At 63.5% G+C, this 14,921-nt stretch carries 13 protein-coding genes and 1 pseudogene; 4 read left to right on the forward strand and 10 right to left on the reverse strand.

From position 1 onward, the window contains the following. The first annotated feature begins 12 nt into the window (after nucleotides 1-12). Nucleotides 13-776 (forward strand): IS5 family transposase gene (locus tag ACTG4X_RS36085; protein WP_440534508.1). Its coding sequence is split into 2 segments (ribosomal slippage): nucleotides 13-328 and nucleotides 328-776, totalling 765 coding nucleotides; the frame shifts between segments, so codons are not numbered across the junction. 38 nt (nucleotides 777-814) lie between these two features. On the opposite strand, the gene ACTG4X_RS36090 is transcribed toward ACTG4X_RS36085, so the two are convergent. Both ACTG4X_RS36090 and ACTG4X_RS36095 read right to left on the reverse strand, forming a co-directional pair. Beyond that, the gene (locus ACTG4X_RS36090; RefSeq protein WP_440534688.1) at nucleotides 815-1,690 is read right to left on the reverse strand and encodes a restriction endonuclease; all 876 of its coding nucleotides are present in this window, start codon (nucleotides 1,688-1,690) and stop codon (nucleotides 815-817) included. Nucleotides 1,691-1,742: 52 nt separating this feature from the next. Beyond that, complete coding sequence (locus tag ACTG4X_RS36095; RefSeq protein WP_179830574.1) at nucleotides 1,743-2,666, reverse strand: OST-HTH/LOTUS domain-containing protein; 924 nt, start codon at nucleotides 2,664-2,666, stop codon at nucleotides 1,743-1,745. A 312-nt stretch (nucleotides 2,667-2,978) separates the two neighbouring features. On the opposite strand from ACTG4X_RS36095, the gene ACTG4X_RS36100 reads away from it, so the two are divergent. Together ACTG4X_RS36100 and ACTG4X_RS36105 are read left to right on the forward strand one after the other, a co-directional pair. Continuing rightward, nucleotides 2,979-4,127 carry a hypothetical protein gene (locus ACTG4X_RS36100; RefSeq protein ID WP_440534509.1) on the forward strand — a complete coding sequence of 383 codons (1,149 nt, stop codon included), beginning with the start codon at nucleotides 2,979-2,981 and terminating at the stop codon, nucleotides 4,125-4,127. Between the two features lie 53 nt (nucleotides 4,128-4,180). Next, the gene (locus ACTG4X_RS36105) at nucleotides 4,181-4,900 is read left to right on the forward strand and encodes a GNAT family N-acetyltransferase (protein ID WP_179830575.1); all 720 of its coding nucleotides are present in this window, start codon (nucleotides 4,181-4,183) and stop codon (nucleotides 4,898-4,900) included. 50 nt (nucleotides 4,901-4,950) lie between these two features. Here ACTG4X_RS36105 and ACTG4X_RS36110 read toward each other — a convergent pair whose 3' ends face one another. From ACTG4X_RS36110 to ACTG4X_RS36140, 7 genes and pseudogenes are all read right to left on the reverse strand, one after another. Continuing rightward, complete coding sequence (locus ACTG4X_RS36110) at nucleotides 4,951-5,889, reverse strand: hypothetical protein (protein ID WP_440534510.1); 939 nt, start codon at nucleotides 5,887-5,889, stop codon at nucleotides 4,951-4,953. A 634-nt stretch (nucleotides 5,890-6,523) separates the two neighbouring features. After that, a pseudogene (locus ACTG4X_RS36115) lies at nucleotides 6,524-7,042 on the reverse strand (IS91 family transposase); the annotation flags it as partial. A 7-nt stretch (nucleotides 7,043-7,049) separates the two neighbouring features. Then, a complete protein-coding gene (locus ACTG4X_RS36120) occupies nucleotides 7,050-8,816 on the reverse strand; it encodes a GMC family oxidoreductase (protein WP_440534689.1) in 1,767 nt (588 codons plus the stop codon). 17 nt (nucleotides 8,817-8,833) lie between these two features. Further along, nucleotides 8,834-9,592 carry a gluconate 2-dehydrogenase subunit 3 family protein gene (locus ACTG4X_RS36125; RefSeq protein WP_097201194.1) on the reverse strand — a complete coding sequence of 253 codons (759 nt, stop codon included), beginning with the start codon at nucleotides 9,590-9,592 and terminating at the stop codon, nucleotides 8,834-8,836. An 11-nt stretch (nucleotides 9,593-9,603) separates the two neighbouring features. Further along, entirely contained in the window at nucleotides 9,604-10,959 is a 1,356-nt protein-coding gene (locus tag ACTG4X_RS36130; RefSeq protein WP_097201195.1) for a cytochrome c, read from the reverse strand. 47 nt (nucleotides 10,960-11,006) lie between these two features. After that, complete coding sequence (locus tag ACTG4X_RS36135) at nucleotides 11,007-11,960, reverse strand: fumarylacetoacetate hydrolase family protein (protein WP_440534511.1); 954 nt, start codon at nucleotides 11,958-11,960, stop codon at nucleotides 11,007-11,009. Nucleotides 11,961-11,964: 4 nt separating this feature from the next. Then, nucleotides 11,965-12,936 (reverse strand): Bug family tripartite tricarboxylate transporter substrate binding protein, encoded by a 972-nt coding sequence (locus ACTG4X_RS36140; protein ID WP_097201197.1) that lies wholly within the window; start codon nucleotides 12,934-12,936, stop codon nucleotides 11,965-11,967. A gap of 131 nt (nucleotides 12,937-13,067) precedes the next feature. Here ACTG4X_RS36140 and ACTG4X_RS36145 point away from each other — a divergent pair, with 131 nt between their 5' ends. After that, nucleotides 13,068-14,003: a LysR family transcriptional regulator gene (locus ACTG4X_RS36145; RefSeq protein ID WP_093179420.1), complete on the forward strand. Its 936-nt coding sequence runs from the start codon at nucleotides 13,068-13,070 to the stop codon at nucleotides 14,001-14,003. Here the strand turns inward: ACTG4X_RS36145 and ACTG4X_RS36150 are convergent. After that, on the reverse strand, nucleotides 13,969-14,841 hold the full coding sequence (locus ACTG4X_RS36150; RefSeq protein ID WP_093179418.1) for a LysR family transcriptional regulator: 873 nt from the start codon (nucleotides 14,839-14,841) through the stop codon (nucleotides 13,969-13,971). The genes ACTG4X_RS36145 and ACTG4X_RS36150 overlap by 35 nt on opposite strands. Nucleotides 14,842-14,921 lie beyond the last annotated feature (80 nt).

Consider the following 14,921-nt stretch of genomic DNA (forward strand, 5'->3'; position numbering starts at 1 on the left):
GACACTTCATGCATGGAGATCACTCAAGCCCAGTTCGCTCAGATCGAGCACTGCCTGCCCCTTCAGCGGGGCAATGTCAGCCTGTCGAATCTGAGTGTGTTGAACGCAATCCTGTATGTCGCCGAGCACGGCTGCAAGTGGCGCGGCCTGCCCAAGCGCTTTGGCAACTGGCACACCATCTACACGCGCATGAACCGCTGGTCCAAGAGCGGCGTGCTGGACCGCGTCTTCGCAGAGCTTCAGCAAGCCCAAGTCGTGCGTATCAGAATCGAGGCCGTGTCGCTGGACAGCACCATCGTGAAGGTGCATCCCGATGGCACGGGGGCGTTAAAAAAAACGGCCCCCAGTCGATCGGAAGATCCAGAGGCGGGTGGACCACCAAGATTCATATGGTTGCCGCGGATGCTCGAACGGCCGTAACGTTCTTGCTGTCACCGGGCCAAGTGCACGATGCGCCTGCAGGGCGCGCACTGCTCAGCCGCCTGGGCGCGCCGGATCGAGCGCTACATCTGCTCATGGACCGCGCCTATGAAGGCAATGAGACCCGGCAACTCGCGCTCGATCTGGGCTTCATCCCCGTCGTGCCGCCGCTGAAGACCCGGCTCCAGCCCTGGGAGTACGACCGTGAGATGTACAAACGCCGCAACGAGGTGGAGCGACTGTTCCGGCGCCTGAAGGGCTATCGCCGCATCTTCTCTCGCTTCGAGAAACTCGACGTGATGTTCGTCGGCTTCATCAGCTTCGCGCTGATCGCCGACGGACTTCGTTTGTGTTAACAGGCCCTAGCCGGTTCACAGTGTGGTTGGAGCCCATATCAAGCCATCGGCCGGACACCCCGGCAGGACGGATACTGGGAACATCCCCAAAACTGACCGCCAGCATTCGCGCCCTTCTTGGCAGTGCGCTTGACCATCCCCGAGCCACATGCGGGGCATGCGGTTGCGCCAGCCGCGACACTTGGTGGGCTCGATGGTGTGACCGGGTGCAACCTGTCGGCGGTTTCGACACGCGAAGACAGCGATTGCCGCGCTTGCTTGATCAGACCGAACAGTCGATGCCCATCCACCAGCTTGACATTGCGGCCATCGGCAAAGGCCTTGGCATCCTCGCTGAAGCTGCCGGAGGTCACAACGAACCCGCCCGTAGCACCCTTCGCTGCCATCACGCCGTACAGCTCGCGCACCACGTCGACCCCAACCTTGTAGGCCTTCCACTGCTTACACTGGACGAGGAATTTCTCTGTGCCCTTCGAGAGCACCAGGTCCACGCCGCCATCTGCTCCACCACCGCCGGTTTCAGAGACGCTGAAGCCTTGCAGACGAAAAGCTTCACCGACCAGCATCTCGAACTCGCGCCACGGCATGCCGTCGAGCGCATCTGCGCCTTTGGCCTGTGCGGTATTCGAGATCAAGGTTCGGCGCTGGTGCCGCCGCCATGCTGAGACTCCCGCACCGCTGAGGCAGATCAGCGGCACCACGTACTGGCCGACGGTCGCCAGCGCGGTGCCCATCGAGCGGACCATCAAGTCAGCCACCTGACCTGGCTGAAGCGCGACCGGTGATAGAGGCGTGGCCAGCCTGTGCAAGAGCAGGTAGCTGATCACTGCAAGAACGACGCCGCCCCACCATGGCAGCAGGGACACCAGATCCATCAGATCTTCCGCAAGACTCGTTTTCTTTCTAGCCAAGATTCCCTCCAGTGGTGGCCAACATTCTTGTTGCCGACGGCTCCGTGCCAGATGATCAGTTGGTATCGCTGGACTGTAGCGGCTTCGTGAGGCTCTGGAATTCCGTGCGGCCTGGGCGCTCTGCCGAGCCTTGGTCACGGCGGATCTTGAACTGCTTGGATTCGTGCAGCACCTGCCGCCACGTCGTACAGCCGTAACGCTTGAGTGCCTGCTCAGGATGCATGAGGTTCATTCGCTCTATGACCTGACCGAGGTCTGCCCACCCGTCGACAGCCAGCACCGTTTCAGCCGTGCGCAGGCACCGCACGATGCCGCAGGTCGGCCAGTCGACAGTCCCGTCCGGGCGGATGCCATCAAACAGCAAGTCGGTATATGCGGGGCTCGCCATAAATGCCCCCATTGCGCTGCGCGCTTGGTCCATGGTGATCGCCCATTGACGCAACTCGGCGTAGTGGCCGTCGACCTTCGCCATTCCAACGTCGAGGTACGCATCCGCGTCATGACATCCAGCTTCAGACCAGATGTCGAATCGTTCGAGGAAGTGATGCACGAGCTCGTTGCGCAGCGCGACGAGTTCTTTCAGTCCCACCACGACGCGTTCGTAGTCTTCCGGCTGTAGTGCCATCCGTGTCTGCATGCGAAACCAGATGCGCTGGGAGTCGACTGGGTTCCACTCGGGCTCGACCGTGTCCGGCGGCTCTGGCTGCAGGTAAGTCCCGGTCAACTCGGCGACCAACTGTCCGAGCGTCATGCGCGAGACGACTTCACCGCGCTTCTGTCGGATGGCTATCAGTTCATCGGAAGGGCCGGCGATCTCGAAGTCAACGGCGAGCGCCTTCATCAAGCGTTCGTACTGCTGAAGACGAATCAGACAGCGCCCGAGTTTGCGCTGGACCTCGCGCTGCAGTGTCGAAACTGGCTCAACTGGCCTTAGCTCGACGGCCAAGCCTTGCCCTTGAATCTGTAGTTCGATGCTCATGCCCTCTTTCATGAGTTTGCCCGCGGGTCGCGGCCACAGTTTAGACGAGCTCTCGCGGCGGGCTGTTTTCAACTGCCCCCTCTTGGCTGTTCTTCAGCCCAGGTCGAGGGCGAAATGAACGGCGTCCCAAGAGTCGCGCTTTTGGGAGACTCTTTTCTCCGTTTCTCCTATACTGAACGCCGGCATCCGGCCCAACCTGTCCTCGGGTTAAATCGGAAAGAAAGTCACCCATTCGCTTTGCCTATCCGCATTCCGTCGGAGGCCGGCGCGTAATCGAGGAACGCTGGTCTTACCTATGACAGGAGTGCCTTCATGGCCCAATCTACTTCTGCTGCGCGCGAGAGTTTTCGCGCATCTCCCATTCCGGGTACTCTCGCTTTTGTCGAGCCCGCGCCCGATATCGCACTGCGAGCCCTAAAGAACCGGCTGCAGGCGCGCTTCCCCAATGTACGTTCCGCGCACCTGAGCGAAGCCATCGCGACTTCGCTTGGCTTTAAAACGCATGCGGCACTTCAGGCCGACCCGCCGGCATTGATGCAGGCACTCGAATTCGACATGTTCGAGCCGCTTGAGCTCAATCGCCGCTTGGTTGAGCTCGGTTATCCGGTTCAGCACGACTTCACGTTGGGCCCCGTCCTGAACTCCCCGACTCCTTCTCCACGCTATCTCGAAGCGATTGCCGAGCTGCGTCAACTTGAGAAGGCTCCTGACCGGGTGTGGGACCGCATCCATGCATTGCGCGCCTGGTGCGCGGCCGAATTCTCTTCGGCCTTCGACCTCGGCCACGGCCACGGCCACGGCCACGGCGAAACAGAGGATAAGCACATGGTGAAGCGCTGGAGCATCGGCGTTGACCATGGCGCATGCCTACCGGGGTGGGGCCGTAGTCTCAAGAACCAGCGAGGCGGCCACGTGGATTTCCCTGGCTCGGACCATCGCAGAAAGTTCTACGAGTCGCTTCCGCTCACCAGGAGGGTCAAGCCTGAATGGGCGGAATATTGCAGTGCGACGGTGTCAATGCCCTACGTCGGAAATGACGGCCTTCCGCCGAAATTCGCCGAAGCGGCGCACATGGCCGGCTGCATCGGCTGGACGTGCAGCGTGCATAGTGAATGGTCGTGGTACCAAAGCGGCAGGACTGCTCTCGTTCTGTTCAAACGCACCACCACGGCGGACAGCATCCGCCAACAATGGGCTGGCTCGTTCAAGCGCTGGCTGCTCGAAAACCAGTCCCGGTTGAAGCGGGGCGCATCGATGCGCAAAAATGTCGTCGAAGACATCATTGACTGCAACCACCTGCCGTTCTATCTGAAGGACTTCCCAGACTGTCGCGAGCGCTACCTCAAAGAGTTCGTGCCGAAGCTCTACGCTGGCCTCGACCCGGAGATGGCGAGAGTGTTCGAGCGCTTGATGACCAAGTGGGCCGAGGAGTGGCCTCGCCAAGAAGGTCTACGACCATGAGCACTGTCCAGCCACGCCTCTGCCCTCAAGCACGCCGGTCAACGGACGCGGACATGCGCTTCATCAAGGCCTGGCTTGAAGCGCAAGAAAACGACGAAGTGCACGGCACCTTCTTGTGCAATTGGAATCTGACCGTTGAAGCGCACGAGGCCGGCAAGCTTCTTGTCTACGTTGACGAACAGTCACAGGAGGTCGTCGCATACCAGTGGGGAGCCTTGGTACATCCCGGCATCCTTGAGGTCCGCAACGACATGCGCGGTCAAGGTATTGGCAAGGCTTTGGTTGCGCATCGGCTGGCGGAGGCCGCCGAAGCTGGGCATGACATCCTTCGCATCCAATGCACGCCACGCTCTTCCATTCCCTTCTGGGAAAGCATGGGCTTTGAAGTACAGAAAAACGGCGATGTCTGCATGCAGAACGTCTACGCCTTCAGACTGATGCCCAGGACGCTTGTGGTGCCTGACGAAGGCGAACGAGTACAGGTGATCGTGGAGTGGTATCCGGAAATGCGGGACTGGAAGCCTGAGACGCCTGCCGAGCGTACTCAGGTCATAGCCGGGGTGCGTGAAGGAGGAATGATCTACTTGTCCGAGCGCGCACTCTGTCCCAACAAAGTAGTTGGTCAGGATGCGGTGCTGCGGGTGACTGTTGACGGCGAAGAGTGGCTCTGCGGAAAGGCAAAGCACGAACGGGCCGCGAATCTCGGCGTGGAACACTGCCCCAACGGATTCTTCCTAGACTTTCTCTGGCCCGAAGGCCTCCTGGCGAGCTAGCGAAGATCGAACAACCCGTCCATCAGCGATGAAGGAGTTCGCCACGCGGCCTACTGCACCGAAGAAATCCAGATCATGTGCGGATGCCCCAGTTCCAATCCGAGGACTGGGTCAGGAAGGCCGACATGCCGGTCGAACGTCCCGAGCACATGGACTTGTACCGGTCTCGTCCAGACCGGCGTGTTCGCATAGTCAAGCAACTGCTTTTGCAGCGCGGCTCCCGCTGCCCCCTGTGCCAGGCACGGGGTCGTCGGAATCCACACGCAAAGTTCAGGGCCGCCCATTTGCCTTTCGTGGAGCATGACGTCAAATCCATCCGGGTATTCCACAACCTCGCGAGCGGTGCCGACGAATATCTTCATGTGACCGCGCGGAACGTTGGGGTCGTAGTCCAAGGGATGAAATGCGCTGAAGAATGTGCCACCTGAATTCCACGACGCCGCCAATGACTGAGTCTTGCGGCTCGCAAGGTTCATGCTGTGCCAGCCTCGTGCGAATTTTTCGACCGTCTGCGATTGAGACTCGGATGTTCCGGAGCCACTTCCATTGCGGTTCCTCGATCCAGTACCGGATTGCCCATTGACTTGAGGATTGAGCCCCGCCCCACCCGGCACAGATGGCGCGGCGGTCACGCGCGGATCGACCCATCGTGTCGGCCACATGTCCCGATTCGGGTTTGCGGGAATCTTGCCTTCGCCAGCACTTACTCTGGTCGAATCATCGGGTGCAGGCTCTCGGTCGCAGGTGTGAGGGTGATTTGGATCGCGCCTCCGGAAACTAGACGAGGGGGTGATCTTTCGGCCGACCTTGAAAGGTTCGATGATCACCGCGCTGACCGGCACGCCGCAATCCGCACAGACAAACGTGAGCGCGTTGTTGGCATCATGGGATGTCTTGAAATGCTTCTCGACCAGGCTGATCGAGATCAGATCGTCGACAAATCTGGCTGCAGCAGGAAATGAGGACTTCAGGCGTGCTTCTTCGTGCATGAATCGGGTAAGCGGGATGTTGATGCCATCATGCTAAGCAGCATTTCGATTTCGTCTCCATTTTTTGCGCTCGACAACTGCCACGCAGCAGTCGCAGGCCCAACGCCATTCCGCCGAGATGAATCACTTGCTGCCAAACGCGGCCAATCGTTCATTGTTTGATTAACACGCCGTTATCGACACATTGCCGCCGCCGCAGCGTCGCGCTACACCATCCGTCGTCGAGGTCACCTACCTCGACCGAGCATCACCGGAATGGCCGCTTCCGAGCCTGCCCGATGTCGCATTTGGTTTAGGGTTGTCCGGCACCTGTCCGTGCATGACGACGGTGCCGAGCACGACACGGCCTGAGGACGGGTGTTGGACAAGCCTCCATGGAGGAAACCCCGGAATGCACCTGTTGAGCCTGAGAAGACTACGAAGCTATGGGGATTCGAGATGCGTGAATCGAGGTGATGCAGTCGATGGGCCCAAGCATTCGTTCGACGACGTCGATGTGGCGCCGCAGATCGAACCAGCACGTTGGGTCGCTCGGTCCCATGGCCTGCGGCAAGGCCCTCGCGGGGCGTGTAGGCAAGACATCCTCTCATCGCCCTGGGACGAGATGACGACTGACGCTGCTGATGATCAGTGCTCATGGTGTCTGGGGCTGCTGAGGTGGTGCACGGATTGGTTGTCCGCGAGCGAAGGTCTGCACGATGCTCATCGGAGCACCGCAGTGCGGGTAAAAGAAACTTGGTCGCGCAGATTCAGGCTCGGCATCAACGTCCGAACTCTCCGTCGCCTTGTCGGTTGGCTGCAGTAGCAGTGCGCGAACGCATGTTAGGCCCTCCTGGCGATTGCCGTTGGCCAGGAGCCCGTAGTGGCGAATGCGATGGAAGCCGCCCGGCAGTATGTGCAGCAGGAAGCGGCGCATGAACTCATCGGCATCGAGCGTCATCGTCTTGTGGCGCGTTCGGCCCTTGGCTCGGTAGTCCTTCCAACGGAAGGTGACGCCACGTTCATCCATGGCCACGAGCCGGCTGTTGGAGATCGCCACGCGGTGGGTGTAGCGCGACAGATAGGCCAGCACCGCTTCGGGGCCGGCAAACGGGCGCTTGGCATAGACGACCCATTCACACTTGCGCAGCGGGGCGAGCCAGTCGGCGAAGGCGTGCTCATCAGGCCAGCGCCGCAGGCCTTGCAAGATAGCGCTCGCGGATCGCCTTGGCCGACCAGTAGGTCAGCGCCGCCACCAGGCCGGTCGGGTTGTAGCCCAGCCCCTGCGGGAAGGCCGACGCGCCGGGCACGAAGACGTTGTGCACGTCCCAGCTCTGCAAGTAGCGGTTGATCGCGCTGGTGCCCGGGTCGGTGCCCATGATCGCGCCGCCGTTGAGGTGGGTGGTCTGGTAGCTCGTCGTGTCGAAGTGCTCGCCGAAGTTCTTGACGAACACGCGCACCGCCTTCGGGCCCATCGCCTCGGCGATGCCGTGCATCTTCTCGGCCATGAAGCGGGTCATACGGACGTCGTTGTCCTTCCAGTCGAAAGTCATGCGCAGCAAGGGCAGGCCCCAGGCGTCCTTGTAGGTCGGGTCCAGGCTCAGGTAGTTGTCGTGGTAGCTCATGTGCGCGCCGTGCGCATCCATCGACATCGTGTGCGTGTAGTTGTCGGCAACGGCCTGCTTCCACGCACTGCCCCAGCCGGGCGCGCCCTCGGGCAGCGAGATGCCACTGATCGGCTTCACGCCAGCCTGGTTGACCCACATCGGCGAGCCGCCGACAAAGCCGAACGGGCCGTGGTCGAAGTTGTCGGCATTGAAGTCGTCGATCGCCACGCCGTTGCCGCCCGCGCCGATGAAGGGGTTGGCGTACACGTCCTTGTCGAAGAAGGCCTTGATCGTCGCCATGTTCTGATACGCGAAGTTGCGCCCGACGGTGCCTTTGCCGGTCGCCGGATCGTAGGGCGTGCCGATGCCAGACAGCAGCATCAGCCGCACGTTGTGGAACTGGAACGCGCAGATGACGACGATGTCCGCCGGCTGCTCCACCTCGCGCCCTTGCGCATCGACATAGGTAACGCCGGTGGCGGTGCGGCGATCGGCCGCGAGGTTCACGCGCAGCACGTGCGCATGCGTGCGCAGCTCGAAGTTCGGCACCTGGCGCAGCGCCGGCAGCACATTGACGTTGGGCGAGGCCTTCGAATAGTTGTAGCAAACATAGCCGCTGCAGTAGCCGCAGAAATTGCACGGCCCCATCTGGCAGCCGTACGGATTGGTGTACGGCCCGGAGGCGTTGGCCGACGGCAGGTCGTAGGGGTGATAGCCCAGCTTGCCCGCGGCATCGCCGAAGCGCTGTGCCGACACCGTGCGCTTTTGCGCGGGCAGCGGGAAGGCGTGCGATCGGTCGGCCGCGAACGGGTTGCCGCCCTTGCCTTCGCCCACTTTCTGGCCGGCCACGGTCCATGCGGTGCCCGAGGTGCCGAATACTTTCTCGGCGAAGTCGAAATGCGGCTCCAGCTCTTCGTAGCTGACGCCGAAGTCCTGGATCGTCATGCCCTCGGGAATGAACTTCTTGCCGTAGCGCTCTTCGTAGTGGCTGCGCAGGCGCAGCTCCGCAGGGTCGACGCGAAAGTGCACGCCCGACCAGTGCAGCCCCGCGCCACCAACGCCGGTACCGGGCAGGAAGGCACCCAGCTGCCGATAGGGCAGCGCCGTGTCGCTCACGCCGTGGCGAATCGTCACAGTCTCGCGCGAGATGTCCTGGAACAGCTTGCGGCGGATGTTGTAGGTGAGCTCGTCCAGCACCTTGGGGTAGATGCCGTCGGTGGCCGTGTCCTGCATCGGGCCGCGCTCGAGCGCGACCACGTTCAGGCCGGCCTCGGTCAGCTCCTTGGCCATGATCGCGCCGGTCCAGCCGAAGCCGACGATCACCACGTCGGCTTTCTTCATCGTGTTGCCGGCCATGCTCAGCCTCTCTGCCCACTCAAGGCCACGGGTGGCAGCGGGTATTTCACGTCGCGCTCGACCCAGTCCATGAAGTCGGCGCGCGCACCGGGAAACCCGATCAGCTTCCAGCCCGCAAGACCGCGGTTGCCGCCGTGCACCGGATCGGCGAAGAAGCCTTCGCGCACGTTCTGCAGCAGCATCGAGAAGAACAGCTGGGCCGGCACGGCTTCGAACACGGCCTTGCCCGATTCGATTTCGTGCAGCGCCGTGTCTTGCGCATCGGCTGCGAGTTGCACGAAGGATTTGCCTTGCGCCTTCTGCACGAAGCCGTTGGCGGCATCGATTCCCAGCCGATAGATCTGCTGCGGCGTGAGCTGGGACTGATAGCCCATCGTGGCCGGCGCGTCGGCGTTGAACGGCCCTTGCATGTACCAGAGCTTGCCGGTGGCCCAGGCCGTGTCCATCTGCCGGTCGATGTACTCGGGCACGCCGGCTTCCACCGCTCCCGGGCCCGATGCATCGTTCGGAATCAATCGCGCGCTGGCGGCGTTGACGAAGGCCCATTCGCCTGCGGTGAAGAAGCGCGGCGAATAGGTGCTCGGTGCCGGGTTGCTCGCGGCCGCTTCGCCTTGCGCGGCCGTCGCCTGCCGGGTGTCGCACCCGGGAAGCACCGCGACGGCGAGGGTGGCGGCGCCCAAGCCCTTGAACAACTGGCGCCTCGATGACGGTGGTTGCGATGAGTCCGGTGCGGTCACGGGCGTGCTCCTGTCTGGGTTCATGAGGCGATCGGTCAACGCGCGGGAGCGGCCTGCGCGGACCGCTCCTTCTCGATGGCGCTGCGGATCGCGCCGACTTGCGCGGCCTGCACGGCCGAAGCCTTGTTGCCCCAGCTCTGGCGCGTGAAGCTCGCGAGCTGTGCCACTTCGTCGTCCGACAGACGCCAGCCGAAGCCGGGCATGCCGAGCTCCGATGGCGCGACGCGCGTGGCGGGCAATTTGCTGCCCTCGAGGATCAGGCGAATCACCGAGCTCGGGTCACCAGCCAGCACGGTGGAATTGCCGGCGATGCGCGGAAACACCTGCGCGTAGCCCAAGCCGTCGCTGCGATGGCAGGCCGCGCAGTTGTCGACGTACAGCTCGGCGCCGCGCGTCGAGTTGACGCCCTGCCACAGCGCCTTGGCGGTCGCAGGGTCGGCATTGAACGACGATGGCGAGTGCGCCGAGGGTGGCAGCGCCTTGAGGAATGCGGCAATCGCCTTCAGGTCGTCGTCACTCAGGTGCTGCGTGCTGTGCACGATGGCATCGTTCATCGCACCGCCGACCACTGCATGCGATGCATTGCGCGCGCTGCGCAAGGTCGAGACGATGTCGGCGGCCGACCAGGCGCCCAGTCCGTCCGCCGGATTGCCGCGCAGGTTCACCGCCACCCATCCGTCGATGAGCGGACCGCCGGCCAGGTACTCGGGGCTGGACTCGTCCAGCGCCTTCTCCTGCATCGTTGGCGCGCGCGGCGTATGGCAACTGCCGCAATGCCCCAGGCCCTGCACCAGATATGCACCGCGCGCCACCGACATGTCGGCATAGCGGGCGGCGTCGAAGGTCACGGCATCCGGCTGCGGCGCGAATGCCTTGCGCCACAGCGCCATCGGCCAGCGCATCGACAGCGGCCAGGGAATGCCGCGTGGATGCGCCTGGGATTGGGCCGGCGCCACGCCGTGCATGAAAAAGGCATACAGCGCGCGGACGTCGTCGTCGCTCATGCGCGCATACGACGGGTAAGGCATCGCGGGGTACAGCGAATCGCCGTCGATCCGGATGCCGTGGCGCACCGCGCGATCGAAGTCGGCGAGCGTGTAGTTGCCGATGCCGCTGTCGCGATCGGGCGTGATGTTGGTGCTGTACATCGCACCGATGGGCGAAGCCAGCGGCAGCCCGCCGGCGAATGGCGCTCCGCCCGGTGCCGTGTGGCAGGCCACGCAATCGCCGGCCTGGGCCAGGTAGCGGCCCTTGTCGATGAGGGCTTTCGAATTGCTGTCGGACGCGGCGGCGATCGCCCGCGTGGCCGTGGGCCACAGCGCAAGAATCAGCACCGCGCCGATGACGAGGACGGTGATGCCGGCGAAGGCCCACAGAAACTTCTTCACCATCGTTGCATTCTCCTTGCAATGCCAACCGTCGTTGAGCAGGTGCCGCGTCAGACGATACGCGTCTCGAGCTCGCCCAGGCCGTCGATCCATACCTTCGTCACATCGCCGCGCTTCAGGAAGACGCCGCTTTCCATGCCGACACCCGCAGGGGTTCCGGTCAGGATCACGTCGCCGGGATACAGGTCGGTGCGCTCGCTCAGGTGGGCGATTTGCTCCGCGACGTTGTACAGGTGGTTGCTCGTGTTCGAATCCTGACGGATTTCGCCGTTGACCCACAGCTTGATGTGGAGATTCTCCGGCGAACCGACGAACTCGGCCGGCGTGAACACCGGCCCGAGCGGGCACGAGCCGTTGAAGGACTTGTGGCCGATCCAGTCGTATCGGAACGGGGAGCTGGGGTCGGCCTTGTCGCGCACGAAATGATCGCGCGCCGACAAGTCGTTGGCGCACATGTAGCCGGCCACGTGGTCGAGCGCCGACCCGACCGTCACGCCCGACGCGTGGCGGCCGATCACGACGGCCAGCTCCGCCTCCCAGTCCAGACGCTGCGTGCGGGCAGGGAACGCCACCTCGCCACGATGGCCCGACAGATTGGCGGCGCCTCCCTTGAGGAAGTGCCAGGGCGCGATCCCCACGCCCTTGGGGTCCAGCACCAACTTCATGTTGAAGGCACTGCTCATGGCCGCCACGTGGTCGCGGTAGTTCGCCCCCGCCGCGTAGATGACGCCGGGACGTGTCAGCGGCGCGAGCAACGTGAGCTGTGCCGCGTCGAGGGCCGCATCGCTGAAGACCGCGGCATCTTCGGCCACCGCGTTCGCCAGTCTTCGCAACGCCGACTGCGACGTCTCCCAGCGCTGCAGCAAGTCGTCGACCGATGACCGGGCCAGTGTCGCTTGGCCTGTACGGTCCGCCACACCAGCAAGAGACAGCCAGGCATTGCCGACCACGATCCCGGCGTGCGGCGCCCTGCCCGATCCATAGGTGAACAACTGGTACTTCAAGCGCCTACTCCTCGATGACGAAACCGGAGGCCTTCACAACGCCCGCCCAGCGTTGCAGGTCCTCCCGGATGAGGGCGGACACGCGCTGCCGCGCCATGGACTTCACGGCAATGCCGAACTTCGCGAAGCCTTCGGCGATCGCGTCGGTCTTCAACGCCTCGCCAATCGATTTCTCCATCCCGGCAAGAACGGGCTCCGCGGTGCCCGCGGGCGCGAAGACGCCGATCCAGCTCTGCACCACGACATCGTGGTAGCCCGCTTCGCGCAGCGTCGGCGCGTCGGGCAGGAATCGCGAGCGTTCGGGACCGGTCGTCGCCAGCACGCGCAGCTTGCCGCTCCCCAGCTGCGGCAACACTTCGGCCACCGGGTTGATGCTTGCAGGGACCTGGCCTCCCAGGAGATCCTGCACCGCTTGCGTTCCTCCCTTGTAGCCCACATGCGTGAGTTCGACCTTCGCCGCCGCGGCCAGCATGACGCCGGTGAAGTGCGGCGTCGATCCGGGGGCGGGCGAGGCGTACAGCGCCTGCTTCGGGTTCTGCCGGCACCATTGCAGGAACGCCCCGACGCTCGTCACCTCCCTGGGCGCGGCCGGGCCCACGCACAACGCGAACTCGGACACGCCACACATCGCCACGGGCACGAAGTCCTTCAGCGGGTCGTACGTCAGCTTGCGGTACAGGTAGGGATAGACCGTGAGCGGAAAGTCGGGCGTGACGACGATCGTGCCGCCGTCGTTCCTCGCGCGCGCCACCGCATCGAGCGCCAACCGGCCGCCCGCGCCGGCCCGGTTCTCCACGATCGGATCGAAGCCGCTCATCTGGCGCGCCACCAGGCGCGCGATCACATCGGTAGCCCCGCCTGGGGAATAACCGACATACACGTGCAAGGGGTTGGCCGCGAAGGTCGGCAGCACGCTGCCTGCCGCGACGGCACCTGCGCATTGCAAGATCGCCCGGCGTTGAAGTTGAAAGGTCATGGGTGTGTGAAAGGCGGGGTCTGGTGCAATCGCCTCGTCTCCTTGTAGTCGCGTGATTCTGAAACGCACCTTTTCATCAATCCATATCGAATGAATGATTCGAAGGTATAGATGAAATTTATACTTTTGCAATGAAGGACCTGAACCTGCTCTATGTGTTCGAGGCCATGTGGCGCGACCGCTCCGTGACGGTGTCGGCGGAGCGGCTCGGATTGACGCAGGCCGCCGTCAGCGCCTCGCTGAAGCGGATTCGCGAAGCGTACGGCGACAAGATGTTCACGCTCGCGGGCCGGCGCATGGAGCCCACGCCGCTGGCCGAGGAACTGGCGCCGCAACTGCTCGATGCGCTGGCCATGGTGCGCAAGACGCGCGCCGAGCGCGGACGCTTCGACCCCTCGACCGCGCACCGCATGTTCACGGTCAGGACCCGCGACATCGGCGAGGTGGTGTGCTTTCCCCGCATCCTTGCCGCGCTCGGGCAATCGGCACCGGGACTTCGCCTGCGCACGCTGTTTCGCTCGATTCCGGAAACCATGAGCGCCATGGCCGCGGGGCAGATCGACTTCGCGCTCGGCTTCCTGCCCTCGCTCGAGGCAGGCATTCACAGCCGAATGCTGTTCAGGCAGAACTACGTGTGCGTCATGCGGGAAGACCATCCGCTGGCCGGCGTCAGGCTCACGGCTAGGCGATTCGCCGAAAGCGAACACCTGCTGGTCGAGTACTCAGGCAGCGGGCACGCGGTTCTCGAGCGCGCGCTCATCGAAGCCGGTGCCCGCAACCGCATCAAGGTGCGGCTGCCGCAATACCTGGCCGCGCCCCACTTCGTGATCGGCTCCGACCTGCTCTGGTCCGTGCCCGCGATGCTTGCCGAGACGCTCAGCGCGCACTTCCGGTTCGCGATCAAGCCGCACCCGCTGCCGCTGCCTCATTTCGAGGTCGCCCTGTACTGGCACGACCGCTACCACCGAGACCCCGCGAACAAATGGCTGCGCGATTTCATCGTGCAGCAGTTCGCGGCGGACGGCGGCGCGGTTACTTGGCCAGATGCTCCTGCAGGAACTCGATGAAGCGCTGCGTCTTCGCCGGCAGCAAGCGGGTTTCGGTCAGGGCATAGACCGGTATCGGCTTGCCCTCCCAGTCGGGCAGTATCCGGCGCAGCCGGCCGGCCGCCAGGTCTTCGGCGGCGATCTCCACGGGCAGCAGGATCACGCCCAGGTCCAGCGTGGACAGGCGCCGAAACATGCCGACGCTGTTGACATGGAAGCGCCCCCCGACTTCGACCTCGACGGTCTCGGCACCTCGGTGCAGTGCCCATTTGCCGGCCTTGGGAAAACCCAGGCACTCGTGCTGCGCCAGGTCGGTGGGGTGCGTGGGCTCGCTCGATAGCTCGAGGTAGCGGGGCGACGCATAGGCCTGCACCGAAAGGCGAGCCAGCAGCCGGGCGATCAGGTTCGAATCCGCTGACTCGCCCATGCGGATGGCCACGTCGAACGGCTCGGTGACCAGGTCCACCCGCCGCGGCGTGAGGTCGAGATCGAAGGTGATGCCCGGGTAGCGGCGGGCAAATTCCACGATCAGCGGCGCCATGTAGATCATGGCGAAGTCCACCGGCAGCGACGCGCGCAGCACGCCGCTGGGCTGCGCCAGCATCTCCCCCAACTGCTCGTGGGCGATGCGGGCTTCGTCGACGATGCGCCTGCAGCGCTCGTAGTAGAGCTGCCCGGCTTCGGTCAGCTCGACCTTGCGCGTCGTGCGATGCAGGAGCCGCAGGCCGATGGCCTTCTCCAAGGCACTGATTCGCCTGGACAGGGTCGAGTTCGGCACGCCCGTGGCATCGGCCGCACGGCGAAAGCTCAGCGTGCTGGCGACCTCGACAAACAAAGCCATGTCATTCAGCAGCTCCATTTTATTGCGCCATTTTTGGATCAATGATTGCCATTTTACCGTATTTATCTCTCCCTTAGATTAATCAAAGATACGTCCAT

The organism is Variovorax sp. YR566 (genome assembly GCF_051992195.1).
Lineage (GTDB): Bacteria > Pseudomonadota > Gammaproteobacteria > Burkholderiales > Burkholderiaceae_C > Variovorax.